Origin of the sequence: Acidovorax sp. Root402, assembly GCF_001425125.1 — a bacterium.
In the GTDB taxonomy this organism is placed as follows: domain Bacteria; phylum Pseudomonadota; class Gammaproteobacteria; order Burkholderiales; family Burkholderiaceae_C; genus Acidovorax; species Acidovorax delafieldii.
The window spans coordinates 192,851-218,998 of the sequence record NZ_LMDQ01000016.1 but is presented as its reverse complement, the minus strand read 5'-3'; the positions used below and the strand labels follow the sequence as shown (position 1 = coordinate 218,998).

Here is a 26,148-nt window from a genome sequence, read left to right as displayed (position 1 = left end):
GATTCTTCTACAAACCGAAGTACCAGCGTGCCGAATGGAAGAACACGGGCGCTGCAAAACACAGCGCATCCACCCGGTCGAGCAGGCCCCCGGCACCGGTGACGGACATGCCCTGCATGCCCCAGCTGGTGATGCCGCGGTCGCGTTTGAGTGCTTTCATCACCAGGTGCCCCAGGCTGCCCGCCACGCAGGCCAGCAGCGCCATGCCCAGCGCCTGGCCGGGTTTGAAGGGGGTGATGAAGGTCAGCAGACCGCCTGCCAGGCCCCCGGCGGCCACGCCTGCCAGCCAGCTGGTCCACTGAAAGCTCTGGCTCACTTGCGGCGCCACCGGTTTGTGCGGAAAGCGCCGCCCGAGCAGGTGCTGCACCAGCATGCAGGTCTGCACCACAAACACCAGAAAGAACACCAGAAACGCGCCCTTGTCGCGGTAGCCCGGGAAGTCGAGCAGCAGCAGCGCGGGCACGTGGCTCATGCCGTACACGCAGACCATGATGCCCCACTGCAGCTTGGCATTGCGCTCCAGAAATCGCTGGGGGTCGTTGGCCAGTGCGCTCACCACGGGCAGCGCCAGAAACACGTACACCGGGATGAACACGGTGAACAGGTCGAAGTGCTTGCTGCCCACCAGCCAGAACTGCAAGGGCAGCACTACGAAGAACGCCAGCACCAGGCTGCGGTGGTCGCCCCGGCGCGTGGGCGACAGGGTGATGAACTCGCGCAGCGCAAAAAAGCCCACGATGGCAAACAGCACCGTGGCCACCGTTTCGCCCAGCACCCAGCCTATCCAGAACACCGTGGCCATGACCCAGGAGGTCTTGAGCAGCCCCCAGAAGCGCTTGGCTTCCAGGGCCCGGGCTTCGGCTTCGGGGTCGTCGCTGGCGTGCTCGCGCAGATTGCGCACAAAGGCCCACACGGTGACGATGGACAGGATGCCGAACACGACCAGGAACAAGGCTCCGATCTGCTGGGTGGCGGTGAGGTTGCGCAAGAATTGGTTCATGTCAGCGCGCGCTCCGGCGCGCAGCATTCGGCAAGGTCAGGGGCTTCGGACGGGTCATGCTCAGACTTCCCGCAGAGCGATGACGGCGCGGCGCGCGCGGTCGAGGAACGGGCGGCGCTCTTCACCCGCTTCGAGCTGGATGGGCGCGCCAAAGGTCACCGAACACAGGATGGGCACAGGCACCACCTCGCCCTTGGGCATCACGCGCTGTACGTTGTTGATCCATGCGGGCACCAGCACCACCTGCGGAAACATCTGTGCCAGCTTGAACAGGCCGGATTTGAACGACTGGGGCTCGTCGCCGTGGCCGCGCGTGCCTTCCGGGAAGATCACGATGGAGTCGCCGCTCTCGAGCGCGCGCACCAGCGGGGCCAGCGGGTCGGACTCTGGCAGGGCGGAACGCAACTCCTCGGGGGTTGGAGCGCGCGGCGGGGCTTCGGGCGATGGGTCTGGGCCACCTGCGGCGGCCGTGTCTGCATCGCTCGGTGTGGCTGGTGCCCCAGTGGGCTCGGCCGCCTCCGGCGCAACCGGCCGCGCGGGCGTGGCCTGGCGGTCCACATACACGGCGTTGAACACGGCGGTGGTGATCCACTGCCGGAACGGCGTCTTGGTCCAATAGTCTTTGGCGGCAATGGGCCGCGTGATGCTGCGCAGCTCTTCGGGCAGCGCCGCCCAGATCAGCACCATGTCGGCGTGGCTCTGGTGGTTGGCAAAGTAGATACGCTGCTCGGCCTTGGGCGGGCAGCCATACCAGCGGGCCTGGGAGCCGGTGAGAAACCGCACGATCCCCAGCAGAAGGAAACTCATCAACTTGGCAAGCATGGCGGGGATGATACGGGCGCCGGGCCTGCATGCCAGGCAAGGACCTGGGCAGCGCTACACCCAGATGCGATAGGCCCAGAAAGCTTCGTCCCCATAGATGCCGTCATACAGCGCCTGCGGTGCATAGCCCGTGATGCGGCGCGTGACGCGGCACAGGTGCGACTGGTCCGAGAACCCGGCGCCCGCTGCGACATCCGCCCATTTGACGCTGCCTTGGGATGCATCGGCCGCGATGGTGTCGAAGAACGCCTGCTCGGCCTTGCCAAAGCCGCGCAGCTCGCGCAGGGGCAGCCCGGCCCAGCGCTTGATGCGCCGCTCCAGCTGGCGCAGGCTGCGGCCGGGGGCAGACAGGGCGGCGCGCTGCGCCAGGTGCGCAGCCCAGTCGCCGTAGCGCTGTGTGGGCAATGTCTGGGCGGGGCGGCAGGCCTGCCAGCGGGGCTCCAGAAAGTCTTCCAGGTGCTGCAGGCGGGCCGCGTTGTCGGGCAGGTTTTGCACCGTTTCGCACAGCGCCAGCCAGTCGGGCGGCAACAGGGATTGCGCGTCCACCATGCGGTCGGTCAGGGCGCCGGGGTCCACGCCGGTGAGCTGGTGCAGCGCGTCGGGCATGAACATCACCATCATGGCGTGTGTGGGCCCTGCGCAGTAGCTGGAAGTGGGGCGCGTCTGCGGGCCTGCCAGCACCCAGCGGCCGGGGTAGGCCTCGCGCGGGCTGTGTTCCGTGGGCATGGTGTCGGGGCGCTCGGCCACCAGGGCCTCGCTGCGGCCTTCAAACCACCAGCTCAGGCTGCACAAGGGGGATGCAGGGAACCGGTTGATGCGCTGCGCATCGCTGAGCGCATGGCCCACCGTGCTACGCGCCATGGCCGCGCGCAGGCAGGCCGTGAGGCTGGCGCGCGGCAGCCACAGTTCGCCCGACGGGATCAACCCGGCAGGGTGCCGGGGGGAAAGGGGGGCCAAGCTTGCCATGGGGCGCGAGTGTAGGCGACGGGGGTTGTCGCAATCGTTCAATACCGACTCGTCGCTGCGCTGCAGCATGTGGGGCATGAACTCGCCCACAGCCACCACGTCCTCTGTTACTTCTCCCACTCATCCCCCCACGCCTGCAACGCCACGCGGCCCGCGAACCCGTTGGTGGGGCCTGCCGCTGCTGCGCGCCATGCGGGCCGACTACCTGGGCTTTGTCACCCAACTGCAGCGTGAGCATGGCGACCTCACCCGCATGCGACTAGGGTATGAAGATGCGTGGGACCTGATGCACCCCGACCTCGTGCGCGAGGCACTCGTCACCCATGCCGACCAGCTCATCCGCTGGGAGCGTGGCATTGCGGTGTTTGAAGAAGTGTTTGGCCAGAGCGTGCTGGTGACCGAAGGCGACACCTGGCAGCGCCAGCGCCGCATGCTGATGCCCGCCTTCACTCCCAAGCGGGTGGCAGGCTACGCACAACTGATGACCGATGCCGCCCGCAGCGCGCTCGACGCTGCCGTGCCCCCGGGCCAGTCCGGCGCCCAGGTGGCAGTGGATGCGCTCTGGACCGATGTGGCCATGGATGTGATCCTGCGCACGCTGTTCAGCACCTCGGCGCAGGCCGATGCGCGCGAAGCCGCCTGGGCCACGCAGACGTTGTCGGAAGCCGCCTTCCGCGAAATGTTCATGCCCTTCACGCTGCCCGACTGGCTGCCCCTGCCGGGCAAGGCGGCCAAGCGGCGGGCTATCCGGTCGTTGAAGGGCTTGGTCTGGCGCCACATCCATGCCCGCCAGGCCGAGGTGCCACCGCCCGATGCCCCTGCGCGCACGGACCTGCTGCACATGCTGCTGGCCCTGCGCGACGAGGAAACCGGTGAGGCCTTGTCTGCGCAAGAGGTGTTTGACCAGTGCATCGTCAGCTTCCAGGCCGGGCACGAAACCAGCGCCACCACGCTGCTGTGGTGGACCCTGCTCATGGCCCAACACCCCGAGGCCGCGCAGCGTGCCCAGGCGGAGGTCGATGCCGTGCTGCAGGGCGGCACCCCCGGCCCCGAGCATCTAGCCCAACTGCCCTGGCTGGGCGCCACGCTCAAAGAGGCGCTGCGCCTGTACCCCCCCATCGCCGCGCTGATGAGCCGCCGCACCATCGCGCCCATCACGCTGGGCGGCGTGCCGGTCCCCCAGGGCGCCATGCTGCGCATCACCCCTTGGGTGCTGCACCGCGATGCGCGCTGGTTTGCCGAGCCGGACCGTTTTGTGCCCGAGCGGTTTCTGGACGGCGCTCCGTCCATTCCTCGGGGCGCGTGGATTCCGTTCGGCCTGGGGCCGCGCGTGTGCATTGGCCAGCACTTTGCGATGCTGGAGATGACGCTGCTGGCGGCGATGCTGCTGCAGCGCTACACCGTGCGGCTGCCGGTGGGGGGCGCCGTGGGAGCGCCCCGGTTTCAAGTGACACTGCGGCCGGAGGGGGCGTCTGCGCTGTGGCTGCAGCGGCGCGATGCGCCGCTGGGGCGATAAGGCGCGCTGCTTACCTGTGGGTGAAGTTCAGGGCAGCTCCGCGCCGCCCATGCGCCCCAGGATCGTGCGTGTCCGTCCTGCCAGATACGCCGAGCCGGGCGTTTTCTCAAAGCGCTTGGGCGCGGGCAGCATCACGGCCAGGCGCGCGGCTTCGGCAGTGCCCAGGCGGCTGGCGCTCTTGCGGAAGTAATGCTGCGCGGCCGCCTCGGCGCCGAACACGCCTTCGCCCCATTCCACGTTGTTGAGGTAGATCTCCAGGATGCGCTGCTTGGAGAGCAACTGCTCCAGCGCCAGTGTGAGCACGAACTCCTGCCCCTTGCGCAGCAGCGTGCGTTCGCCCGACAGCAGCAGGTTCTTGGCCAGCTGCTGGGTGATGGTGGAGCCACCCCGGATCTTGGGCGCACGCACCGGGCGCTCGGGGGCACGGGCCTGCGCCTTGCTGGCCAGGGCTTCGGCCTTGGCGTTGCGCTCCCAGGCTTTTTCGATGGCGTTCCAGTCCACGCCGTCGTGGTTCACAAAACCATCGTCTTCCGAGGCGATGACGGCGCGCTTGAGGTGGTCGGAGATGTCCGCGTACGGCACCCATTGCTGGCGCCAGGGCACGTGGCCTTTGCTGGCCAGCAGCGTCCAGGCTTCAGAGCGCTGGAAGGTGGTGGATTGGGGGTTGATCGCCACCATGGCGGCAATGCGCAGCACGAAGAACAGCTGCAGCGCCACGAAGGCGATCACCAGCAGTCCCAGCCAGCGCAGCACGGCTTTCATCGGGGCGTCCTCGGGGCTCAGGCCGCCATGGATTGCTGCATTTCGCGCAGCACCTGGGCCGAAGGCGGGCGCACACCGCGCCACAGCAAGAAGGCTTCAGCTGCCTGTTCCACCAGCATGCCCAGGCCGTCACGGGGCTCCGCACCGTGCTGGCGCGCCCAGTCGAGGAAGCCTTGCGCTGCGGGGCCGTACATCATGTCGTAGGCCAGAGCGCCCTGGCGCAGCACGCTGGCGGGGACCGGCACACCGCCGCCAGAGAGGCTGCTGGCCGTGGCGTTGATGATCACATCGAAATTGGCCGATAGCGCTAGTGGATCTTGTGCTGACAGTTCTGCTTTTTGTAGCGCTGCCAGTGCGCTGTGCGACTGCACCAGCGCTTGCGCCTTGGCCAGGGTGCGGTTGGCCACGGTGATGTGGCGGGCACCTGCCAGCAGCAGCGGGCCCAGCACACCTGCGGCCGCGCCACCGGCACCCACCAGCAGTACGTCGCGCCCGGCCAGCGACACCCCTGCGTTGTGCGTGATGTCTGCCACCAGGCCCAGGCCGTCGGTGTTGTCGGCGTAGATGCTGCCGTCGGCGCGAAAGGTGAGCGTGTTGGCGGCGCCCGCCAGCCGCACGCGTTCGCTGCACTCGGTCGCCAGGCCCGGCGCGTCGGTCTTGAAGGGCACGGTGACGTTACAGCCGCGCCCGCCCTCTGCCGCGAACGCGCGCACGCCCTGGGCAAACCCGTCCATGGGCACCAGGCGGCGTTCATAGGCAATGTGTTCACCGGTCAGCTCGGCAAAACGGGCGTGGATGGCGGGCGAGCGGCTGTGGGCGACCGGGTTGCCCATCACGCAGTACAGGTCGGCAGGGGAGGCGGGGGATGTCATGGGTGGCTAGGGCGGCGTGGGGCTGGCGGTACGGGCGGCCGTGCTGTGTGTTCTGTGGGGCGGACAGATGGGCGTCGAGGCCTTGACGGCCTGCGAGAAGGGCCTCGCTGCGCACCCGCCGGGCAGTTACTTCACAACGGTTTCCAGGGTCTGGTCGCGGGTGAACTTGAAGCGCGCCACCATGGCGATCTGGTCGGCCTTCTTGCGCATCTCGGCATCAAAGGCGCCAAACGGCCCTGCGGCGCGGGCAATGGCTTCGGCGCGGCGGTCCAGCGTGCCGTTGCCTGAGCCTTGCACGATCTCGGTGCCCAGCACGCGGCCGTCGTGGTTGACGGTGACGATCATCGTCAGCTCGCCGTACAGCTTGCGCCCGCCCTGCTCCGGGAAGTTTTCGGTGCCCTTGTCCTCGACCTTGCGGCGCAGCGCGTCGTAGTACACGGCATAGGCTTCCTCGCGGGTGGCGGGGCTGATGTAGCGCTTCTTGGGGCGCGAGTTTTCTTCGTTGATGCGTTTTTCTATCTCGGCCAGCAGCTTGACCAGCTGGCGGCGCTTTTCCTGCTCGCTGGCCTGTTCTCCGCTCTGGCTGGCCTGGCGCGGATCGGGCGCTGGCATGGTGGCCAGCTGCTTGCGCAACTGGGCCAGCAGCTGGGCCTGCTGCTCTTGCATCGCGTCCATCTTGCGCTGGGCTTCTTCGTAGTCGTCACCGATGGTGGTCAGGGCCGAATAGGGCAGGGGGCTGGTGGCCCGGCCCTTCTCTGCATCGCCACCGCCTGCCAGGTTGGCCTGGGCAATCGCCTGGGCCTTGTCGGGCCGCTCGTTCGACTTGGCGTTGACCAGGATGACTTCGAGCGGCGTGTCCTGGAACACCCGGTTGAAGCCCTCGGGGTCAATGAAGCGCACGGAGATGAGTGCAGCGTGTACGGCGATGGACACGCCCAGCGCCAGCTGCAGCGTGCTGAATGTGCGGAGGATGGCAGGGAGTTTCATCGCCGGCAATTATCAGGGGCTGTCCGGGGCTTAGGCGGCCGGTGCTGCTGCAGTGGCGTCGGCGGGGGCCTCGTTCACGTCCACGGCAATGGCGATGGGCCCCGCCACAGTGTCGTCGTCGTCGGCATCGTCCACCGGGCCATCGTCGCTGGTGTCGGCGGGGTCGTCCAGGCGCTCGATCACGGTGCCGTGGATGTCCAGGGTGATTTCGTCCACCTCGCCCAGCTTGACCTTGAGGCGCGCGCCGCGCGGCAGGTTTTGTGCGCCCAGCACGGGGAACACGAGCGGAATGTCGTCGGCGCGGACAAGGAAACTGCCGCCCGGGCCTTCCTTGAAGACCGTGGCGTTCAGTTCGGTGATGCCGTTCTGCTCCACGTATTTGAGCGTCCAGAAGCGTTCCATGCCAGCCTGGTAGCCGTTGTAGGCGCTGTAGGCCGCATCGAAGCTGCTGATGATGGAGAACAGGTCGGCGTCCTTGGGCTTGAAGGGCGCGGCCAGTGCGGCCGTCTTGCCATGGCGGGCGCAGGCAATGATCTGCCACTGGTTGACCAGATCGGTGTAGCGGCGCAGGGGTGATGTGGCCCACGAATAGGCTTTGACACCGATGCCTGCGTGCGGCAGCGCCTTGGTGCCCATCCGCACCTTCACGCCCGGCGCCATGCTGGCCTGGCTGCGGTAGATGCCGGGCACGCCCAGCTCGGCCATCCAGCTACCCCAGGTGCTGTTGGCCACGATCATGGCCTCGGCCACGATCAGGTCGAGTGGCGCGCCGCGCTGGCGAACGCTGATCTGCACTTGTTCATCGCCCGTGGGCTCGGCACCGTTGTTGCCGACCAGGCGGAAGTTGTAGTCCGGCCGGTTGAAGTTCTCGGGCTTGCCACGCACCACTTCGCGACGGGCCTTGAGGTCCTTGGCAAGGCGGTGCAAAAAGGATAGCTGCGGGCGCAATTCGGACAAGCGATTGGGGTCGTTTTGGTGCTCAAACGCCGGGTTGGACAGCCATTCTTCGGTCACCACCGCGTCGAGCTGGTCGTGGCGCAGGTTGGCGGCCACATGCACGCGCTCCAGCCGGGTCTCGGAGCCCTTGAACTCCAGTGTGGCCTCGTCGATGGTCACATATAGAGACACGGCCGGGTTGGCGCGGCCTTCGTCCAGCGTGTAGGTCTGCACCACGTCATCCGGCAGCATGGTGATCTTGTAGCCCGGCATGTACACGGTGGACAGGCGGGCGCGTCCGAGCTGGTCGATGGCGCTGCCCGGCTGGATCGCCAGGCCCGGCGCGGCGATGTGGATGCCCAGCACCACCGTGCCGGTGCCCAGGCCTTGTACCGACAGCGCATCGTCGATTTCGGTGGTCTGCGAATCGTCGATGGAGTACGCCTGTGCGGACGACAGCGGCAGCTCGTCGGCAATGGCCGGCGCCGTGAGCGCGGGAAAGCCCGTGCCCTTGGGGAAGTTCTCGAACAGAAAGCGCTTCCAGTGAAACTGGTAGGCCGAATCGATGGCACCCGCTTTTTGCAGCAGGTCCAGCGGTGCGGTGTGCGTGGCGCGGCTGGCCTCGACCACGGCCTTGTATTCGGGCGCGTTCTTGTCCGGCTTGAACAAGATCTTGTAGAGCTGGTCGCGGATGGGCTGCGGGCATTCGCCGCGTCCGAGCGCTGCGGCCCACTCGTCGATCTGCGCCAGGATGGCCTTTTTCTTCTCGATGGCGGCCAGCGCCTGCTGCAGGATCTCGGCCGAGGCCTTCTTGAAGCGGCCCTTGCCCGCGCGGCGGAAGTAGTGGGGCGCGTCGTACAGGCGGAACAGCGCACCGGCCTGCTGGGCCAGCGTGGCGTTCTCGGAGAAATAGTCCCGCGCCAGGTCGGCAAAGCCGAACTCGTCTTCGGGCGCGAACTCCCAGGCCAGGTCCAGCTCGATGGTCTCGGCCACGGCCTGGGCCTGGGCGACGAGTTCTGCCGGGGCGGGTTTTTCGAACTTCAGGAGGATGTGGGCGGCCTTGACCTTGACCCGTTTGCCCGAGTCCAGCTCCACTTGGGCGGAGGTATCGGCTTCGGACAGGATACGGCCGGCGAGAAATTTGCCGGCTTCTTCAAACAATGCGTGCATGGCGGCGATTGTCCCATGGGCGCCAGCGGGTACCCGGGCAGCCGCGCATATGATCCACGGCGCGCCCTTTCTGCCCGACCTGCCATCCCATGCCCCTTGCCACCATGGCCACGCCGCTGACACTGCTGGCACTGGCACTGCCGTTCCTGTTCTGTTTCACGCAGGCCCCCATCAACAACTTCTGGCCCCTGCTGGCGTCCTGGGGCTGCGGCGCGGTGCTGGTGCTGCTGGCCCTGACTCGCTCCGGCAGTTCGCCTGTGCGGGATCAGGAAGGAGAGACCGGGGTTGCGTCAGCCCTGGTGTCGAGCCGGATGCTGGCGGCCGGCCTTCTCGTAGCGGCACTGATCAGTGCAGTCATCGGGCTGCTGCAGTACTTTCTGGGGGACCCTGGCCTGCCAGGAGTGCAGCCCTCCACGCTGGGGCAGGCCATTGGCAACCTGCGCCAGCGCAATCAGCAGGCGACGCTGTTGAGCCTGGGTGTGTGGGCCTTGCTGTGGACCCTGGTCCAGAGGCAAGGGCGTCTGGAACAGCCAGGCTCTGCCACCCCCTTTCAGACAGGGCAAGCTTGGCCCGGTTGGTTGACGGGTTGGCTGGTGGCTTGTGGGCTGGCATTGCTGGCGATGTCGAGCGCGGCCACGGCGTCGCGCACCGGGGCTGCGCAGTGGTTGCTGCTGCTGGGGCTCGTGGTGTGCTGGCGCGTGTCTTGGGGGCGCCTTGTTCTGGGGCTGGGACTGGTTGGCCTCGTGTTGTATGGCGCAGCGGCCTGGCTGCTGCCCCGTTTACTGCTGGACTGGACCGGGTTCGCATCGGATGGGCTGTTTGTGCGCATCCTCGACGAAGAGCCTGGTTGCACCAGCCGCCGCGTGCTGTGGGCCAATGTGCTGCACCTGATCGCCCAAAAGCCCTGGGTGGGCTGGGGCTGGGGGGAGCTGGACTACGCGCACTACGTCACCGTGTTCCCGGGCGAGCGGTTTTGTGCGCTGCTGGACAATGCCCACAACCTGCCCCTGCACCTTGCGGTGGAGCTGGGCGTGCCGGTGGCGCTGATCTTTTGTGCCGCGGTGGTGGTGTGGGTGCTGCGCGAAAAGCCCTGGCGCGAGACCGATCCAGCGCGGCAACTGGCCTGGGGCATCTTGGCGCCGCTGGGTCTGCACAGCCTGCTGGAGTTTCCGCTGTGGTACGGGCCGTTCCAGTTGGTCACGGTGCTGGCCGTCGCGTTGCTGTGGCGCTGGCAGCTGCCCGGCTGGGCAAGCTCGCTGGGCGCACGCCGGGGGGCGGCCGGTATCATCGTGGCCGCGCTGGCAACAGGGGCCTACGTGGGCTGGGATTTTTATCGCGTCGGCCAGCTGTACAAACCGCTCGCCGACCGGCCGCCGTCCCTGCGCCAGGACACCGTTCGCAAGGTGGGTAACACCCCTTTCTTCACCGATCAGGTCGATTTTGCGCTGCTGACCACCATCGAGCTTTCGCCCAGCAACGCGGGCCAAGTCTTTGCCGTGGCCAACAAGCTGCTGCACTTCTCGCCCGAACCCCGGGTGATCGAGCCGCTGATCGAAAGCGCCACGATGCTAGGGCTGGACGACGAGGCTGCGTTTCACCTCAAGCGATACCGTGCTGCATACCCGGCGGACTATGAGCGGTGGCGGGAGCAGGGTCGGCGGATTTCGTCGCACCTCAAGCCCTGACCGAATGCGTGGCGGACGGCCGCCGCGCATTCAGGCCAACCGCAGAAACTTGCTCAACAAGGGCAGGTAGTCCCCATAGTTGCCCAGCGCGTGGTCGCCTCCCTCCAGTACCACCTGCTTGGCCTGCGGGTAGCGCCCCACCATCTCGCGCCAGTCCAGCACTTCGTCGCCCTTGGCAATGATGGCCAGCTCAGGGGCCGCGGGCGAGCGACCCCGCATGTCCAGGGCCTGCAACTCGTCGATGTACTCCGGCAGAAAATAAAACCGCTCGTTCGGGTCGTGCCAGGTGGTTTGCTCGCCGATGTAGCGGGCCAGGTCGCGTGCCGGGTCCACGGCGGGGTTGAGCATCACGCTGGGGCAGCCCGCGTGCTGCGCCACCCAGCTGGCGTAGAAGCCGCCCAACGAAGAGCCGATCACGGCCATGGACGGCTGGGGCCAATCGGCAATGCCCTGCGCCACCAGCGCCATGGCGGCCCGCGGCGATGGCGGCAACTGGGGGCACCAGAAGGTCATGGATGGGTGGTGGGCTGCCATGTAGGCCGCAGTCTGGCGGGCCTTGGACGACGAGGGGGACGAGCGAAAACCGTGCAGGTACAGCAGGTGGGTGGTGGTCATGAGACAGAAAGTGATCGGGGCAGGGGAATCACTGCTTTAACCGGGCTGGCGCAGGCATAAGATGTGCGTACCGGGGCGCCACACCGTGCGGCGCCTGGTTTTGCTACCCGCACCATGACCGATTTTGCCCCGCTTTCCACTGCCAGACGATGGGCGCTCGGATCAGGCGACAAGCCGCCTGCGTCGCTGGGGCGGTTTGAACTCAAGAAGCAGCTGGGCCGGGGCGCTCAGGCCACCGTGTGGCTGGCGCTGGACCCCCGTCTGCAGCGCGAAGTGGCCATCAAACTCATGCGCCCCATGCAGGACCAGGACCCTTCCGTGCTGGAGCAGTGGCTGCGCGAGGCGCGCCATGTGGGGCGCCTGGCCCACCCCTACATCGTGCCGGTGTTCGAGGCCGACGTGCAGGGCTTGCAGCCCTACATCGTGTTTGAGTACGTGCCAGGCCACACGCTGGCCGAACACCTGGCCCAGCAGGGGCGCTGTACGCCGCATGACGCCGTGGCACTTTTGGTGGATGTACTTGATGGCTTGCATGCCGCCCACCAGGCGGGCATCGTGCACCGCGATCTCAAGCCGTCCAACATCATGATCGATGCGCACCGGCACGCCCGGGTGATGGACTTTGGCATGGCGGCCCCCGTGCAGGCCGCGCCGGACGCCCAGTTGGCCAGCGGCACGCCCGCCTACATGGCACCGGAGGCGGCGGCGGGCGCTGCGCCCACCCCGGGGATGGACGTGTATTCCGCCGCGTTGGTGCTCATCGAGATGCTGACGAGGCGCCCCCTCATCCACCAAAAAGACACCTGGCAGGCGCTGTACCGCATTGCCAACGAAAACCTGGCGCTGCCCGCCGACCTGGGGCCGGGCGTGGACGACGGCCTGCGCGCCATCCTGCAGCGGGCCATGGCACGCGACCCCGCGCAGCGCTACGCCACGGCGGCGGACTTTCGGGATGCACTGCGCGCCTGGGCGGCTCCGGCCAGTGCGCCATCGGCGGCGAGCAACGCCACGCTGGACTTTTTGCTGCGGCGCATGCGCCACAAGAGCGACTTCCCGGCCTTGTCGGATTCTGTGGCCCGCATCCAGCGGGTGGCCAATTCGGAAGACGACAGCATCAGCGATCTGACCCACGAGATCCTGAAAGACGTAGCGCTCACCAACAAGCTGCTGCGTCTGGTCAACAGCGTGCATTACGCCCACGCCAGCCGGGGCACCATCAGCACCGTGTCGCGCGCGGTGAGCCTGGTGGGCTTCAATGCAGTGCGGAACATGGCGCTGAGCCTGGTGTTGCTGGACCACATGCAGGACAAGGCCCATGCCAGCCAGATGCGCGAGGAATTTTTGCGCGCCATGATGGCGGGCTCGGTCGCGGCCGAGCTGTGCAGCACCAGCCAGGCTGCCGAGGAGGCCTTCATCGGGGCGATGTTCCAGAACCTGGGGCGCATGCTGTGCGAGTTCTACTTTCCTGAAGAGGCCCGGCAGGTGCGCAGCCTGGTGGCCTCGGGGCGCATGGAGGGCGGGGAAGAGGCTGCGTCGGTACAGGTGCTGGGCCTCGGGTTTGAGGATCTGGGGGTGGGCGTGGCGCGCGTCTGGGGTCTGCCCGAAAGCCTGCAGCGCTGCATGCGCAAGCCGCTGGGCTCACCCATGCAGCGCGCGCCCGAGCAGGGCGTGGAGCGTCTGCGCTGGGCGGCCATGGCGGCCAACGAGGTCGCCAGCGCCTTGCTGTTTTGCGAACCTGCTCAGCTGGAGGGGCAGCTGGGCCAAGTGGGCACGCGCTACGCACGCACGCTGGCGCTGTCGGCCGAGGCCATTGCCGACGCCACCCTGCGTGCGCGCCACAAGCTGGTGGCACTGGCCGAGGCGCTGGACCTGCGCGTGGCACCGGACACACCAGCCGCCCGCCTGCTCAAGCTGCCGTCGGCTGCGGGTGCGTCTGTGGCCCCCGATGACGCGCTGGGCGCCCACGAGTTGCGCGTGAACGAAACCCAGCCCCTGCCTGCCGTGCTGGAGTCCCAGGCCGGAGGGGCGGTGTCGGTGGCGCAGGTCAATGAGGTGCTGGCGGCAGGCATTCAGGACATCACCAACGCCATGGTCGAGAGTTTTCAGCTCAACGATGTACTGCGCATGATCCTGGAAACCATGTTCCGTGCGCTGGGTTTCCGGCGCATGGTGTTTTGCCTGCGCGAGGCCCGCACCGACATGTTGACCGGCCGCTTTGGCCTGGGGGAGGGCAGCGAGGTGGCCGTGCGGGCCCTCAAGGTACCCCTCAAGGCCCAGGGCGACCTGTTTGCCGCCGTGTGCCTGCGCGGTGCAGACACCTTGATCAACGACGCCACCGAGCCCCGCATGCAGGCGCGACTGCCCGAGTGGTACCGCAAGGGCGTCAATGCACCGTCGTTCCTGCTGCTGCCGCTGCAAATCAAGGGGCAGCCCTTTGCCCTCATCTATGCCGATCAGGCCACACCGGGGGGCATTGTGGTGGATGACAAGGCCCTGGGCCTGCTGCGCACCCTGCGCAACCAGGCCGTGATGGCCTTCCGGCAGGCAGGGTAGTGCCGCTGTTGGCGATCTCTCTGCCGGGGCGTTGGCTGCTCTGAAGCCCGGCATCCCCCGATAATCGGGGAATGGCCGTCGTTTTTGAAAAACCCACGCTCGTCCAGCGTGTGGCACCCCTGTTCCGGGGCTTTGACCTTCCCCTCCTGTTGCTGGTGCTGATGCTGGCCAGCGCGGGGTTGCTGGCCATGTATTCGTCGGGTTATGACCACGGCACGCGGTTTGTGGACCACGGGCGCAACATGCTGATTGCAGGAGCCATCCTGTTCATGGTGGCCCAGGTGCCCCCCCAGAAAATCATGGCTTGCGCCGTGCCGCTGTACCTGACCGGGGTGGCCCTGCTGGTGGCGGTGGCGCTGTTTGGCATCACCAAAAAAGGGGCCACGCGCTGGATCAACGTGGGTATCGTGATCCAGCCCAGCGAAATCCTCAAGATCGCCATGCCACTGATGCTGGCTTGGTGGTTCCAGAAGCGCGAGGGCACGCTGCGTCCGTTGGACTTTGCTGCGGCGGGCCTGCTGCTGGCGGTTCCGGTGGGTCTGGTCATGAAGCAGCCCGACCTAGGTACCTCGCTGCTGGTGCTGGCGGCGGGGCTCTCGGTGATCTTTTTTGCGGGCCTGTCCTGGAAGCTGATCCTGCCCCCGGTGCTGATTGGCGGTGTGGGCATTGCCACCCTGGTGCTGCTGGGCGACCAGCTGTGCGCGGATGGCGTGCGATGGGTGGTGCTGCACGACTACCAGCAGCAGCGCATCTGCACCTTGCTGGACCCCACCCGCGACCCGCTGGGCAAGGGCTTTCACATCATCCAGGGCATGATCGCCATCGGCTCGGGCGGCCTGTGGGGCAAGGGCTTCATGGCGGGTACTCAGACCCACCTGGAGTTCATCCCCGAGCGCACCACCGACTTCATTTTTGCCGCCTATTCGGAAGAGTTTGGCCTGGCGGGCAACTTGTTCCTGCTGGTGAGTTTTCTGCTGCTGGTCTGGCGCGGCCTGGCCATTGCCGCAGGCGCCACTACCTTGTTTGGCCGCCTCATGGGGGGCGCGGTATCTATGATCTTTTTCACCTATGCCTTTGTGAACATGGGCATGGTGAGTGGCATCCTGCCGGTGGTGGGCGTCCCCTTGCCCTTCATCAGCTATGGCGGCACCGCTATGGTGACGCTGGGGCTGGCACTGGGCATCCTGATGTCGGTGGCGCGATCCCAGAAGCAGGAAACCAAGGATCCTCTTCCTGCAGCACTGTAGGGCCTTGTGGGCCTGGTTGCCTGGAACACGCCCTCGGGGTACAAACCGGCTGGCCAACCGTGTTTTGGCCGCTCAGCATCCGGAGGGTTTCCCCATGGCGGCGAAGTTCGAGCTCAAGAAGTCGAAAAACGACAAGTTTGTCTTCAACCTGCTGGCCGCCAACGGTCAGGTCATCCTGACCAGCGAGATGTACGAGTCTCGAGCCAGCGCGCTGGGTGGTATCGAGGCGGTGCGCAAGAACGCTCCGAACGATGGCCGTTTTGGCAGGCTCAGTGCCAAGAACGGAGCGCCATATTTCACGTTGAAGGCTGCCAATGGCCAGGTGATTGGCCAAAGCCAGATGTACTCCGGTGCCAAGGCCCGGGACGCGGGCATCGAGTCGGTGCAGGCCCATGCGGCCGAGGCCGGCCTGGATGACCAGACCGCCGCGTAAGGCGGCGGGGCGGCGCTGACGGGGCGCCAGGGTCAAATAGGGACATGTGGGCTCCACACGGGCAGGGGCTGGTCAGGCGCCTAAAATGCTTCGATGACTTTTCGCTCCACCACTGCCGCGCCCCAGCGTGCGGCCACCAGCCAGCGCATTGATGTTGCCCGTGAACTGCTGCTGACCCCTTTTGGCCTGGACGAAGGCCACCTCGCCCGCGCACTGGCCGAGATCCGCACCCACCAGGTGGACGATGCGGACCTGTACTTCCAGTACACCCGCAGTGAAGGCTGGAGCCTGGAAGAGGGCATCGTCAAGACAGGCTCCTTCAGCATCGACCAGGGCGTGGGGGTGCGTGCTGTCAGTGGCGAAAAGACGGCCTTTGCCTATTCGGACGACATCTCCGAGGCATCGCTGCTGGACGCAGCGCGCACCGTACGGTCTATTTCGTCTATAGCGAACGCAGGCAAAGTGCGGGTAGCTCCTAAAAAGGTAGCGTCCAGCCGCAGCCTGTACCCGGGCGTGGACCCGATTGCCTCGCTGGACAGCACGGCCAAGGTGGCGCTGCTGGAGCGGCTGGAGCAGCGCGCCCGGGCCAAGGACCCGCGCGTGGCGCAGGTGATGGCGGGGCTGGCCAGTGAATATGACGTGGTGTTGGTGGCGCGCGCCGATGGCACTCTGGCGGCCGATGTACGACCGCTCGTGCGGCTGTCGGTCACGGTGATTGCCGAGCAGAACGGCCGACGTGAGATGGGCTCTGCTGGCGGCGGTGGTCGTTTTGGTCTCGCCTACTTCGACGACGAGCAAATGGGTAAGTACGTTGACGAGGCCGTGAACGCGGCCCTGGTCAATCTGGAATCGCGCCCCGCCCCGGCGGGCGAGATGACCGTGGTGCTGGGCTCAGGCTGGCCCGGTATCCTGCTTCACGAGGCCATCGGCCACGGGCTGGAAGGCGACTTCAACCGCAAGGGCTCCAGCGCGTTCAGTGGCCGCATTGGCCAGCGCGTGGCTGCCAAGGGTGTCACTGTGCTGGACGACGGCACCATTGCAGACCGCCGAGGTTCGCTGAACGTGGATGACGAAGGCCATGCCAGCCAGCGCAATGTGCTGATCGAGGATGGCATCTTGAAGGGCTACATCCAGGACTCGCTGAACGCACGCCTGATGGGTGTGGCTCCCACCGGCAACGGCCGCCGCGAAAGCTATGCGCACATCCCCATGCCGCGCATGACCAACACCTACATGCTGGGCGGCGACAAGGACCCGCAAGAGATCATCGCCAGCATCAAGAAGGGCCTGTACGCAAGCAACTTCGGCGGCGGGCAGGTGGACATCACCTCGGGCAAGTTCGTGTTCTCGGCCAGCGAAGCGTACTGGGTGGAAAACGGCAAGATCCAGTACCCCGTCAAGGGCGCCACCATCATCGGCAGCGGCCCTGAGTCGCTCAAGAAGGTGACCATGATTGGTAACGACATGCGCCTCGACAGCGGCGTGGGTACCTGCGGCAAGGAAGGCCAGAGCGTGCCGGTGGGCGTGGGGCAACCCACGCTGCGCATCGAAGGTCTGACGGTGGGCGGTACGGCCTGAGGGTTGCGTTGGCAGCCTTCCGGCAGACCTGGGGTGGTGCGTGACTTCGCGTTTTCACCCGCTTTTCGGGGCTTGTACAGCGCGTTGGCCAGCGCACAATGGGTGACACCATGCCTGCCACGCGCCCCAGTCAATTGCTGACGCTCCAGTCGTTTGGAGACATCAGCCGCTTTTTGCGCGAGGGCGTTGCCGACGAGGACTCGCGCCAGCTGCGTGACAGCCTTGGTGCGTTGTCCTCGCAGATCGACGAGGCAGTTCGCATCCGCCGCACCAGCTCGGACACCACCGAGATCACGCGCCGTGTGGTGACCTTGTCGCACAGCGCGCGTGAACACCAGTTGTTTTTGACTGGCCTGGGCTCAGCGTGGCACGCGCTGTACGAGTTTGGCGCCTACCAGCGTGCACTGCGGGAGCTGCGCAACGCCATTGCAGACTGGCAACTGATGCTGGAGCGGCGCAGCACCAAAGAAAGCGAAAGCTTTGACCAGTTCGAGCTGCTGGCCTGGCGGACCCTGGGCGAAGCGCTGCTGCTCATCGACATGTACGAGCACCAGAGCAATCCTGCGAGCGACTTGCAAGACGTGCAGCCGCCGCGCAAGCCCTCGGCGTTGCAGCGCTTGCGTGCATGGTTTCGGGGGGGACGCCGGTGAATCGCTCTGGTCTGGCGCTTTTGGGGCGAGTGGATGTCGTGCATTTGCAACATGCCGAGGGTGCTGAACTGCCGCACTCCTGTGCTACATTGCTTTCCATGCAAATTCGCAGCGCGTTTTATTTTTGGTTTTTTATCTCGGTCCCCGGCGGATGAGAGGAAAACGCGCAAGCACACACAACCTCCCCATACCAACCGCCGACGCTGCAAAGCCCGGCGGTTTTTGTTTTTCAGCACTCCCGTTTTTCCATCCACTCCAACCGACTCCACGAGGAAGCAACCATGACGGCCACTACGAATCCCACCAGCGATGCCTGGTACCGCAGCGTCGAGAAAACCAGCCAGACCGACGACGAACGTATCAAGGACATCACCGTGTTGCCTCCTCCCGAGCATCTGATCCGCTTCTTCCCGATCGGCGGCACGCCGGTCGAGACGCTGATCACCCAAACCCGCAAGAACATTCACAACATCATGGCGGGCAAGGACGACCGCCTGCTGGTGGTGATTGGCCCTTGCTCTATCCACGATCCCGCCGCCGCTGTCGAGTACGCCCGCCGCCTGATGGCCGTGCGCACCCAGTACGCTGACACACTCGAAATCGTGATGCGCGTGTACTTCGAAAAGCCACGCACCACCGTGGGCTGGAAGGGGCTCATCAATGACCCTTACCTGGACGAAAGCTACCGCATCGACGAAGGGCTGCGCATTGCGCGCCAGCTGCTCATCGAGATCAACCGCCTGGGCATGCCTGCCGGCAGCGAGTTCCTGGACGTGATTTCGCCCCAGTACATCGGCGACCTGATCAGCTGGGGCGCGATTGGCGCGCGCACCACCGAAAGCCAGGTGCATCGCGAGCTGGCCTCAGGCATCTCGGCCCCCATCGGCTTCAAGAATGGCACGGACGGCAACATCCGCATCGCCACCGACGCCATCCAGTCGGCCAGCCGGGGACACCACTTCCTGTCTGTGCACAAGAACGGTCAGGTCGCCATCGTGAACACCAAGGGCAACAAGGACTGCCATGTGATTTTGCGCGGCGGCAAGACGCCCAACTACGACGCTGCCAGTGTGGCCGCGGCTTGCAAAGACCTCGAAGCCGCCAAGCTGCCCGCCACATTGATGGTGGACTGCAGCCATGCCAATAGCAGCAAGCAGCACGAAAAGCAGCTGGACGTGGCCCGCGACGTGGCGGCCCAGGTGGCGGGCGGTTCGCGCAGCGTGTTCGGCCTGATGATCGAAAGCCACCTGACGGCAGGCGCCCAGAAGTTCACACCCGGCAAGGACGATCCTTCGGCACTCGAATACGGCAAGAGCATCACCGACGCCTGCCTGGGCTGGGACGCTTCGCTGCAGGCGCTGGCCGAGCTGTCGGACGCCGTCAAGGCACGCCGCGCCCGCTGATCGCTGGCTCCATTGCAAGGTCTAAACTGGGGGCGCTTGCTGCACGCACTCTGCGTGCAGCAGCGGTCACCAGTCACAGCAACAACACAGAAAGGCGATCCATCATGCACAGCGAAGTGTCGGTCAAGCTGGCCGCGAATCAGGAATACCGTTTTGATCTGGAGAGTGCCGAGCCCATGGCCCACGAGGCGGGTCGGCGCTGGCTCGACGACCAGTTTATCGCGCTGGACTGCGAGCCCTTGCGCGCCAGCGGCAAGGTGCTGCTGGCCGACAAGGTGCTGACCGTGGCACGCGCAGCCGGTGCGGCGCTGATGCAGGACCCAGTGTGGTCTCGCGACTTTGCTCGCGCCTCCAGTGCCGTGCTGGCCAAGCCTATCGTGCGCGTGGACGTGCCGGGCATGGCAGTCACATTTTGACCGCCATTGGATAGAAATTGGCTGCTAGCGCTAGTGGAATATATGCTGGCAGCTATTATTTTTGTAGTGCTTGCAGCAGTTTGGCGTGGATGCCGCCAAAACCGCCATTGCTCATGCACACCACATGGTCGCCCGGGCGCGCGGCCTGGGTGACCAGGGCCACCAGCGTATCGATGTCCGGGGCCGTCTGGGCGCGCTGACCGGGGCCGACGCCCAGTGGTGCCAGAGCCTGCGCGGCATCCCAGTCCAGCCCAGCCGTGTGGCAAAAGGCCAGGTCGGCCGGCTCCAGGGCCCAGGGCAATTGGCTTTTCATCGCGCCCAGTTTCATGGTGTTGCTGCGGGGCTCGAACACAGCGAGGATGCGGGCACCCGGGCCCAGGGTGCGGCGCAAGCCGTCCAGGGTGGTTCGCAAGGCGGTGGGATGGTGGGCAAAGTCGTCGTACACGGCCACGCCGGCCACCGTGCCGCGTAGCTCCATGCGCCGCTTGACGTTCTGAAAACTGCCCAACGCGGCTGCCGCTTGCTCGGGCGCCACGTCCACATGGTGGGCCGCTGCCATGGCTGCCAACGCATTGAGCTGGTTGTGCACGCCGGTCAGCGTCCACTTCACGCGCGCAACGGTTTGCCCTTGGTGCACCACATCAAAAGCCTGCGGGTCACCCACGGCGTGAAAGTCGCTGACGGCAGCACCAAAGCTGGTCACTTCGCTCCAGCAGCCGGTGTGCAGCACACGTGCCAGGCTTTCTTCCAGCCCATTGACCACCAAGCGCCCCGACGGCGGCACGGTGCGCACCAGATGGTGGAACTGGCGTTCGATGGCCGCCAGGTCGTCAAAGATGTCCGCGTGGTCGAACTCCAGATTGTTCAACACAGCGGTACGGGGCCGGTAGTGCACGAACTTGCTGCGCTTGTCGAAAAAGGCGGTGTCGTATTCGTCGGCCTCGATCACGAACAGCGGCGCGGCCCCGAGCGGCGTGGCGGCGGGGGCAGGGCGCTGTGCAGCGCCCAGGCGTGCGGACACGCCAAAGTTCAGCGGCACGCCGCCGATCAGAAAGCCCGGTTGCTGCCCGGAAGACTCCAGAATCCACGCCAGCATCGATGTGGTGGTGGTCTTGCCATGGGTTCCAGCCACGGCCAGCACATGGCGGCCTTGCAACACGTGCTCGGCCAGCCATTGGGGCCCGCTGGTGTAGGGCAGTCCGGCGTCCAGAATGGCTTCCATCAGCGGAAACTTGGGGGAGCCATCGGCCAGCCTGGCGCGGCTCACGACGTTGCCCACCACAAACATGTCGGGCCGGAGCGCAAGCTGGTCGGCGCCGAAGCCTTCGATCAGGTCGATGCCCAACGCGCGGAGCTGGTCGCTCATGGGGGGATAGACCCCGGCGTCGCAGCCTGTCACTTTGTGGCCCGCCTCGCGCGCAAGGGCCGCCAAGCCTCCCATGAAAGTGCCGCAGATGCCCAGTATGTGTATATGCATGGGCGCTGATTCTAAAGCCGGGGTTCCGCGCACTGTTCAGAGCAAAAGTGGCAGCTGGCGCCTGTTCCATCTGCCTGAGTTGCTCTCAAAACAATAGTCTTTCGGGGCGGCGGTTGTTGGGGTTGCCAGGGGTGTCTGAGGGGCATCACCCGTGCTGTCATCGCTTCGCGCCACAATGCAGGGTCCTTAGTTGCCTCTGTCTGCCATGCACACACCTTTGAGCGAAGAAATCGCCCACACCACGGCCCGCCTGGTGGTGGAAGAAGGGCTGGAATGGGGCCCCGCCAAGCGCCGTGCGCTGCGGCAGATGGGTTTGCCGGCCCGTACCCCGCTGCCGGACAACGACCTGGTGGAAGAGGCTGTGCGCGAGTACATCCAGCTCTTCTGTGCTGACACCCAGCCGCGCGAGCTGCGGGCACTGCGCCAGCTGGCCCTGGTGTGGATGGAGCGCATGGCGGCTTTCCGGCCGCATCTCGCGGGTGCGGTATGGCACGGAACGGCCACACGCCTGTCGGATATTTACCTGCAGTTGTTCTGCGATGACCCCAAATCGGCAGAGATCGCTCTGATCGATCATCATGTGGACTATGAACCCCGCACGGTCACTGGCTTCCACGGTGAATCGGTGGAGGCATTGAGTCTTGGCAGCAAATCGCCCGAACTCAACGAAATGATCGGCGTGCACCTGCTGATTTACGACCTTGACGACCTGCGGGGTGCGCTCCGGCCCGACACCAAGGGCCGAACCCCGCGTGGTGACATCACGGCAGTGCGCCGCTTGCTTCAAGAAAACACGACCCCATGACCCAGCCTGCTGAATCCCCCGAACCTGTGACTCCTGGCGACGTCGCGCCCAACGCCGCTCGCAGGCGCTTTTTGTATGCCGGGGTGGCAGGTGCCGCCGCTTTGGGGGGCGCAGGCCTGGCATGGTGGAAGTTTCAGCCCCACGCCGTGGAGCAAGGGGCCGAGCAGGCGCTCTGGGGGCTTGAATTTGACACTCCCGCCGGTGGCACCTTGGCCATGAAGTCATTGGCAGGCAAGCCGTTGCTGCTCAATTTCTGGGCCACCTGGTGCCCGCCTTGTGTGGAAGAGTTGCCCATGCTCAACGCCTTCTATCGCGAACAATCTGCCAAAGGTTGGCAAGTGCTGGGTTTGGCCATTGACCAGCCGTCAGCGGTACGCAAGTTTCTGACGCGTATCCCGCTGGATTTCCCTGTGGGACTGGCGGGACTGGGTGGCACGGATCTGGGCCGGTCGCTGGGCAACCTGACGGGAGGCCTGCCTTTCACCGTGGTCCTTGGTGGGGAGGGAAAGGTGCTGCATCGTAAAATGGGACAAGTGACCACCCAGGACTTGCAGCTTTGGGCAGGTATGGGCTGAGGGTTCGCGTCGAAAAGCAGCCCCCTTTCAGGCCTTCTGGGTGCGTCTCTCTCTGAGAAATGGCAATTCCCATGCCGAAGTTCATGAAAAATGGGTGTGGAAGACTGCGATAGGGTGAAATTGGAGTAAATTCGCGCCCTATTCAGTTTTATAGCCGTTGGAGCTTCCATGGATCTGCGAAAACTCAAAACCCTCATCGATCTCGTGTCCGAGTCGAACGTGTCCGAACTCGAAATTACCGAGGCCGAGGGCAAAGTCCGCATCGTCAAGAGCGGTGGTGCCGTGGTTCAGCAGTATGTGCCCGCCCCGGTTGCAGCTCCTGCCGCTGCGCCTGCTGCCGCGCCTGTGGCGGAATTGCCCGCGCCCCCTGCGGCCGCCGCACCCACCGGCCACATCGTCAAGTCGCCCATGGTGGGCACCTTCTACCGCTCGTCCAGCCCTGGCGCCAAGGCTTTTGTCGAAGTGGGCAGCCAGGTCAAGGAAGGCGAGACCATCTGCATCATCGAGGCCATGAAGATCCTCAACGAGATCGAGGCCGACAAGTCGGGCACCGTCACCCGCATCCTGGGCGAGAACGGCCAAGCCGTGGAATACGGACAGCCGCTGTTCGTCATCGAATAAGGCGCTCATGTTCAAGAAGATTCTTGTTGCGAATCGCGGAGAGATTGCTCTCCGTATCCAGCGCGCTTGCCATGAGCTGGGCGTGAAGGCCGTCATGGTCTATTCCGAGGCCGACCGCGACGCCAAGTATGTCAAGCTGGCCGAAGAGGCCGTTTGCATCGGCCCAGCGCCTTCGCCGCTGTCCTACCTCAACATGCCCGCCATCATCTCGGCGGCCGAGGTGACCGACGCCGAGGCCATTCACCCCGGCTATGGCTTCCTGTCCGAGAACGCCGACTTTGCCGAGCGCGTGGAAAAGAGTGGCTTTCAGTTCATCGGCCCCACGCCCGAGTCGATCCGCATCATGGGCGACAAGGTGTCCGCCAAGCAGGCCATGATCCGTGCAGGCGTGCCCTGCGTGCCGGGTTCTGAGGGCGAGTTGCCCGACGATCCGGTGCAGATCCGCCGCATCGCCAAGGCAGTGGGCTACCCGGTGATCATCAAGGCCGCAGGCGGCGGCGGTGGCCGTGGCATGCGCGTGGTCCACACCGAGGCCGCACTGGTCAATGCCGTGCAGATGACCAAGGCCGAGGCGGGTGCCGCGTTTGGCAATCCTGCGGTGTACATGGAGAAGTTCCTCCAGAACCCACGCCACATCGAAATCCAGATTCTGGCCGACAAGCACCGCAATGCGGTGTATTTGGGCGAGCGCGACTGCTCCATGCAGCGCCGCCACCAGAAGGTGATCGAAGAGGCGCCAGCACCAGGCATTCCTCGCAAGCTGATCGAGAAGATCGGCGAGCGTTGCGTCGCTGCCTGCAAGAAGATCGGCTACCGGGGCGCGGGCACGTTTGAGTTCCTGTACGAGAACGGCGAGTTCTACTTCATCGAGATGAACACCCGTGTGCAGGTGGAACACCCCGTGACTGAGTGGATCACGGGCGTGGACATCGTGAAAACGCAGATCATGGTGGCGGCGGGCGAGAAGCTGCCTTTCACCCAGCGCCAGATCGAAATCCGTGGCCATGCCATCGAGTGCCGGGTGAACGCGGAAGACCCGTACAAGTTCATCCCTTCGCCCGGGCGCATTACCACCTGGCATCCACCAGGTGGCCCCGGCGTGCGCGTGGACTCGCATGCTTACACCAACTACTTCGTGCCACCCAACTACGACTCGATGATCGGCAAGATCATCGTGCACGGCGACACGCGCGAGCAGGCGTTGGCCCGCATGCGCACTGCCCTGTCCGAGACGGTGATCGAAGGCATCAACACCAATGTGCCGCTGCACCGCGAGCTGATGGTGGACGCCAAGTTCATGGCGGGCGGCACCAACATCCACTACCTGGAAGAGTGGCTGTCGCAGCACAAACGCTGAGCTGGCACGCAGCAGGTCATTCACATGCTGGCTCCTGGCAACGGGTGCCAGCATTTCACTTTTTCTGAGAGACGCCTATGTTTGAGCTGAGTCTGATGTGCCCCGAGGACCGGATTGAAGCGGTCAGCGATGCGCTGGACGCGCTGGACGCGCTGTCCGTGTCGGTAGAAGACGCCGATGCCCAGACCGACGCTGAACAGGCGCTGTTTGGCGAGCCTGGCATGCCTCCGCCCAAGGATGGCTGGCAACGCAGCCGCGTGGTGGCCTTGTTCCCCTCCGAGGTGGCGGCCCGTGAAGCGCAGCAGTTGCTGGTGGTGCAGGACTTTTTTGTGGGCTGCCAGGTGCTGGGTGTCACCCAGGTGCCCGAGCAGGACTGGGTACGGCTGACGCAGTCGCAATTTGCGCCGGTGGACATCACCCCGGATTTCTGGATCGTGCCTACCTGGCATGAGTTGCCCGCCCAGGCAGTACGGAGTATCCGTCTGGACCCCGGCTTGGCGTTTGGCACGGGCACCCACCCCACCACGCGCATGTGCCTGCGCTGGATTGCGCGCCATGGCGCAACGCAACCTGAGCAGGGCAACCTGCTGGGGCGGGTGCTGGACTACGGATGTGGCTCCGGCATCCTCGCCATCGGTGCTGCCAAGTTCGGTGCCACGGACATTGATGCGGTGGATATCGACCCGGCTGCCGTGGAGTCCACGGTGCAAAATGCCCAGGCCAATCAGGTCACGCTGAAAGCGGGCCTGCCCGACAAGGCGCAAGGCGAATACCAGACCGTGCTGGCCAATATCCTGGCCACTCCGTTGCGTGTATTGGCCCCACTGCTGTGCAGCTATGTGGCTGTGGGTGGGAATCTGGTTTTGGCAGGCATTCTGGAGCGCCAGGCGGATGAGCTCAAGGAGGCCTACGCGCCCTGGCTGCCGCTGGAAGTGGCGGATGCCGAGGACGGCTGGATCTTGATGACTGCGCGCCGCTGAAGGTGCGCGGGCGCCGTTCTGGCAGCCGTGGCACGGCCTCTACAATCCATCGCTGATGAGCCAGATCACCCGCTGCCCGTCCTGCGCCACCACCTTCAAGGTTGTGGCGGACCAATTGCGCATCTCTGAAGGATGGGTGCGCTGCGGCCAATGCAAGGAGGTATTCGATGCCTCGGCCCATTTGCTGCCTGTGGCACCGGCTGCGCTGCTGCCCGATGTATCGCTCACGGACCTGCGCGCACCCACTGCGCCCATAGCGCGCAAGCCGGATGCACTGGGAGCCTGGGGTGGAGGCAAGTCGCCCACCGGTACCCCGCCTGCCCCGCAGGATGTGGACAAGGCAGGCACTCCCGCCATCCGCAGTGCTTCAACCTCCGCCACCGAGGTTGCCGCAACCGCCGCCATGGACGCATTTCGGTATGGCATGGACAGTGATTTACCTGCTGCTCCGGTGCTCGATATTCCCAGTCCTGCGGTACCTGCTTTTCTTACTGCCGCGGCTCGCACGGAAGTCTCGTCGGATGTCTTGGGCGAGGAGGTCGCCGCGCCGTTTGCATGGAGAGCCCACAGTGCATCGCGGACTGCGACAGCGGCGGAGGCTGGGGCATCGCCATCCGTCACAGCGCCTGCTGATGCTCCAGAGCCGGTGGTGATACCGGACACGGCGCTCCGCTTGGATGGTCTCTCCCCTGCCGTTCATGTGGCCAGGCAAGAGCATTCCG

23 protein-coding genes and 1 pseudogene are annotated in these 26,148 nt (G+C 65.5%); 15 read left to right on the top strand and 9 right to left on the bottom strand.

The window, feature by feature from the left end:
- Positions 1–7: 7 nt before the first annotated feature.
- Genes ASC83_RS19280 through ASC83_RS19270 form a run of 3 tightly spaced genes read right to left on the bottom strand, consistent with a single transcriptional unit; the run spans position 8 to position 2,788 of the window.
- Complete coding sequence (locus tag ASC83_RS19280) at positions 8–1,000, bottom strand: phosphatidate cytidylyltransferase (RefSeq protein ID WP_056066583.1); 993 nt, start codon at positions 998–1,000, stop codon at positions 8–10.
- Positions 1,001–1,060: 60 nt separating this feature from the next.
- Positions 1,061–1,822, bottom strand: coding sequence for a 1-acyl-sn-glycerol-3-phosphate acyltransferase (locus tag ASC83_RS19275; RefSeq protein WP_056066398.1), 762 nt, complete (start codon positions 1,820–1,822; stop codon positions 1,061–1,063).
- A gap of 54 nt (positions 1,823–1,876) precedes the next feature.
- Positions 1,877–2,788 carry a helix-turn-helix domain-containing protein gene (locus ASC83_RS19270; RefSeq protein ID WP_233193679.1) on the bottom strand — a complete coding sequence of 304 codons (912 nt, stop codon included), beginning with the start codon at positions 2,786–2,788 and terminating at the stop codon, positions 1,877–1,879.
- Between the two features lie 76 nt (positions 2,789–2,864).
- Here ASC83_RS19270 and ASC83_RS19265 point away from each other — a divergent pair, with 76 nt between their 5' ends.
- Positions 2,865–4,304 carry a cytochrome P450 gene (locus ASC83_RS19265; RefSeq protein WP_235509421.1) on the top strand — a complete coding sequence of 480 codons (1,440 nt, stop codon included), beginning with the start codon at positions 2,865–2,867 and terminating at the stop codon, positions 4,302–4,304.
- 27 nt (positions 4,305–4,331) lie between these two features.
- Here ASC83_RS19265 and mtgA read toward each other — a convergent pair whose 3' ends face one another.
- The 4 genes from mtgA to ASC83_RS19245 form a co-directional block, all read right to left on the bottom strand.
- On the bottom strand, positions 4,332–5,066 hold the full coding sequence (gene mtgA / locus ASC83_RS19260) for a monofunctional biosynthetic peptidoglycan transglycosylase (RefSeq protein WP_056066393.1): 735 nt from the start codon (positions 5,064–5,066) through the stop codon (positions 4,332–4,334).
- A gap of 17 nt (positions 5,067–5,083) precedes the next feature.
- On the bottom strand, positions 5,084–5,938 hold the full coding sequence (gene aroE / locus ASC83_RS19255; RefSeq protein WP_056066390.1) for a shikimate dehydrogenase: 855 nt from the start codon (positions 5,936–5,938) through the stop codon (positions 5,084–5,086).
- Positions 5,939–6,064: 126 nt separating this feature from the next.
- Complete coding sequence (locus ASC83_RS19250) at positions 6,065–6,925, bottom strand: energy transducer TonB (protein WP_056066387.1); 861 nt, start codon at positions 6,923–6,925, stop codon at positions 6,065–6,067.
- 30 nt (positions 6,926–6,955) lie between these two features.
- On the bottom strand, positions 6,956–9,031 hold the full coding sequence (locus ASC83_RS19245) for a ribonuclease catalytic domain-containing protein (protein WP_056066384.1): 2,076 nt from the start codon (positions 9,029–9,031) through the stop codon (positions 6,956–6,958).
- An 89-nt stretch (positions 9,032–9,120) separates the two neighbouring features.
- Here ASC83_RS19245 and ASC83_RS19240 point away from each other — a divergent pair, with 89 nt between their 5' ends.
- Entirely contained in the window at positions 9,121–10,716 is a 1,596-nt protein-coding gene (locus ASC83_RS19240) for a Wzy polymerase domain-containing protein (protein ID WP_056066381.1), read from the top strand.
- 30 nt (positions 10,717–10,746) lie between these two features.
- Here the strand turns inward: ASC83_RS19240 and ASC83_RS19235 are convergent, their stop codons facing one another.
- Positions 10,747–11,331, bottom strand: coding sequence for a YqiA/YcfP family alpha/beta fold hydrolase (locus ASC83_RS19235; RefSeq protein WP_056066378.1), 585 nt, complete (start codon positions 11,329–11,331; stop codon positions 10,747–10,749).
- Positions 11,332–11,445: 114 nt separating this feature from the next.
- Here ASC83_RS19235 and ASC83_RS19230 point away from each other — a divergent pair, with 114 nt between their 5' ends.
- The 7 genes from ASC83_RS19230 to ASC83_RS19200 all read left to right on the top strand — a co-directional run bounded on the left by ASC83_RS19230 (position 11,446) and on the right by ASC83_RS19200 (position 19,611).
- On the top strand, positions 11,446–13,884 hold the full coding sequence (locus ASC83_RS19230; RefSeq protein ID WP_056066375.1) for a serine/threonine protein kinase: 2,439 nt from the start codon (positions 11,446–11,448) through the stop codon (positions 13,882–13,884).
- A gap of 71 nt (positions 13,885–13,955) precedes the next feature.
- Positions 13,956–15,131: a rod shape-determining protein RodA gene (gene rodA, locus ASC83_RS19225; RefSeq protein ID WP_056066372.1), complete on the top strand. Its 1,176-nt coding sequence runs from the start codon at positions 13,956–13,958 to the stop codon at positions 15,129–15,131.
- A gap of 94 nt (positions 15,132–15,225) precedes the next feature.
- Entirely contained in the window at positions 15,226–15,564 is a 339-nt protein-coding gene (locus ASC83_RS19220) for a YegP family protein (RefSeq protein ID WP_056066369.1), read from the top strand.
- A gap of 93 nt (positions 15,565–15,657) precedes the next feature.
- Positions 15,658–17,142 (top strand): metalloprotease TldD, encoded by a 1,485-nt coding sequence (gene tldD, locus ASC83_RS19215; RefSeq protein WP_056066366.1) that lies wholly within the window; start codon positions 15,658–15,660, stop codon positions 17,140–17,142.
- 110 nt (positions 17,143–17,252) lie between these two features.
- A complete protein-coding gene (locus tag ASC83_RS19210; protein WP_056066577.1) occupies positions 17,253–17,792 on the top strand; it encodes a hypothetical protein in 540 nt (179 codons plus the stop codon).
- Positions 17,793–18,073: 281 nt separating this feature from the next.
- Complete coding sequence (locus tag ASC83_RS19205) at positions 18,074–19,195, top strand: 3-deoxy-7-phosphoheptulonate synthase (protein WP_056066363.1); 1,122 nt, start codon at positions 18,074–18,076, stop codon at positions 19,193–19,195.
- Positions 19,196–19,299: 104 nt separating this feature from the next.
- Complete coding sequence (locus ASC83_RS19200; protein ID WP_056066360.1) at positions 19,300–19,611, top strand: hypothetical protein; 312 nt, start codon at positions 19,300–19,302, stop codon at positions 19,609–19,611.
- Between the two features lie 55 nt (positions 19,612–19,666).
- Here ASC83_RS19200 and mpl read toward each other — a convergent pair whose 3' ends face one another.
- Positions 19,667–21,088: a UDP-N-acetylmuramate:L-alanyl-gamma-D-glutamyl-meso-diaminopimelate ligase gene (gene mpl, locus ASC83_RS19195; protein WP_056066355.1), complete on the bottom strand. Its 1,422-nt coding sequence runs from the start codon at positions 21,086–21,088 to the stop codon at positions 19,667–19,669.
- Between the two features lie 205 nt (positions 21,089–21,293).
- Between mpl and ASC83_RS19190 the strand changes: the two genes are divergently transcribed.
- From ASC83_RS19190 to ASC83_RS24560, 6 genes and pseudogenes are all read left to right on the top strand, one after another.
- On the top strand, positions 21,294–21,893 hold the full coding sequence (locus tag ASC83_RS19190; protein WP_056066353.1) for a hypothetical protein: 600 nt from the start codon (positions 21,294–21,296) through the stop codon (positions 21,891–21,893).
- The gene (locus ASC83_RS19185; RefSeq protein WP_056066350.1) at positions 21,890–22,468 is read left to right on the top strand and encodes a TlpA disulfide reductase family protein; all 579 of its coding nucleotides are present in this window, start codon (positions 21,890–21,892) and stop codon (positions 22,466–22,468) included. Before ASC83_RS19190 ends, ASC83_RS19185 begins: the two co-directional genes overlap by 4 nt.
- A 168-nt stretch (positions 22,469–22,636) precedes the next feature.
- A complete protein-coding gene (gene accB, locus ASC83_RS19180) occupies positions 22,637–23,089 on the top strand; it encodes an acetyl-CoA carboxylase biotin carboxyl carrier protein (RefSeq protein ID WP_056066347.1) in 453 nt (150 codons plus the stop codon).
- 7 nt (positions 23,090–23,096) lie between these two features.
- Positions 23,097–24,446, top strand: coding sequence for an acetyl-CoA carboxylase biotin carboxylase subunit (accC, locus tag ASC83_RS19175; protein ID WP_056066345.1), 1,350 nt, complete (start codon positions 23,097–23,099; stop codon positions 24,444–24,446).
- 77 nt (positions 24,447–24,523) lie between these two features.
- Positions 24,524–25,426: a 50S ribosomal protein L11 methyltransferase gene (gene prmA / locus ASC83_RS19170; RefSeq protein ID WP_056066342.1), complete on the top strand. Its 903-nt coding sequence runs from the start codon at positions 24,524–24,526 to the stop codon at positions 25,424–25,426.
- Between the two features lie 55 nt (positions 25,427–25,481).
- Positions 25,482–25,547 (top strand): annotated as a pseudogene (locus ASC83_RS24560) (zinc-ribbon domain-containing protein); the annotation flags it as partial.
- Positions 25,548–26,148 lie beyond the last annotated feature (601 nt).

Coding starts and splice junctions, on each gene's coding strand:
- ASC83_RS19280 (WP_056066583.1), bottom strand. CDS start 1,000: ATGAACCAATTCTTGCGCAACCTCACCGCCACCCAGCAGATCGGAGCC.
- ASC83_RS19275 (WP_056066398.1), bottom strand. CDS start 1,822: ATGCTTGCCAAGTTGATGAGTTTCCTTCTGCTGGGGATCGTGCGGTTT.
- ASC83_RS19270 (WP_233193679.1), bottom strand. CDS start 2,788: ATGGCAAGCTTGGCCCCCCTTTCCCCCCGGCACCCTGCCGGGTTGATC.
- ASC83_RS19265 (WP_235509421.1), top strand. CDS start 2,865: ATGAACTCGCCCACAGCCACCACGTCCTCTGTTACTTCTCCCACTCAT.
- mtgA (WP_056066393.1), bottom strand. CDS start 5,066: ATGAAAGCCGTGCTGCGCTGGCTGGGACTGCTGGTGATCGCCTTCGTG.
- aroE (WP_056066390.1), bottom strand. CDS start 5,938: ATGACATCCCCCGCCTCCCCTGCCGACCTGTACTGCGTGATGGGCAAC.
- ASC83_RS19250 (WP_056066387.1), bottom strand. CDS start 6,925: ATGAAACTCCCTGCCATCCTCCGCACATTCAGCACGCTGCAGCTGGCG.
- ASC83_RS19245 (WP_056066384.1), bottom strand. CDS start 9,031: ATGCACGCATTGTTTGAAGAAGCCGGCAAATTTCTCGCCGGCCGTATC.
- ASC83_RS19240 (WP_056066381.1), top strand. CDS start 9,121: ATGCCCCTTGCCACCATGGCCACGCCGCTGACACTGCTGGCACTGGCA.
- ASC83_RS19235 (WP_056066378.1), bottom strand. CDS start 11,331: ATGACCACCACCCACCTGCTGTACCTGCACGGTTTTCGCTCGTCCCCC.
- ASC83_RS19230 (WP_056066375.1), top strand. CDS start 11,446: ATGACCGATTTTGCCCCGCTTTCCACTGCCAGACGATGGGCGCTCGGA.
- rodA (WP_056066372.1), top strand. CDS start 13,956: ATGGCCGTCGTTTTTGAAAAACCCACGCTCGTCCAGCGTGTGGCACCC.
- ASC83_RS19220 (WP_056066369.1), top strand. CDS start 15,226: ATGGCGGCGAAGTTCGAGCTCAAGAAGTCGAAAAACGACAAGTTTGTC.
- tldD (WP_056066366.1), top strand. CDS start 15,658: ATGACTTTTCGCTCCACCACTGCCGCGCCCCAGCGTGCGGCCACCAGC.
- ASC83_RS19210 (WP_056066577.1), top strand. CDS start 17,253: ATGCCTGCCACGCGCCCCAGTCAATTGCTGACGCTCCAGTCGTTTGGA.
- ASC83_RS19205 (WP_056066363.1), top strand. CDS start 18,074: ATGACGGCCACTACGAATCCCACCAGCGATGCCTGGTACCGCAGCGTC.
- ASC83_RS19200 (WP_056066360.1), top strand. CDS start 19,300: ATGCACAGCGAAGTGTCGGTCAAGCTGGCCGCGAATCAGGAATACCGT.
- mpl (WP_056066355.1), bottom strand. CDS start 21,088: ATGCATATACACATACTGGGCATCTGCGGCACTTTCATGGGAGGCTTG.
- ASC83_RS19190 (WP_056066353.1), top strand. CDS start 21,294: ATGCACACACCTTTGAGCGAAGAAATCGCCCACACCACGGCCCGCCTG.
- ASC83_RS19185 (WP_056066350.1), top strand. CDS start 21,890: ATGACCCAGCCTGCTGAATCCCCCGAACCTGTGACTCCTGGCGACGTC.
- accB (WP_056066347.1), top strand. CDS start 22,637: ATGGATCTGCGAAAACTCAAAACCCTCATCGATCTCGTGTCCGAGTCG.
- accC (WP_056066345.1), top strand. CDS start 23,097: ATGTTCAAGAAGATTCTTGTTGCGAATCGCGGAGAGATTGCTCTCCGT.
- prmA (WP_056066342.1), top strand. CDS start 24,524: ATGTTTGAGCTGAGTCTGATGTGCCCCGAGGACCGGATTGAAGCGGTC.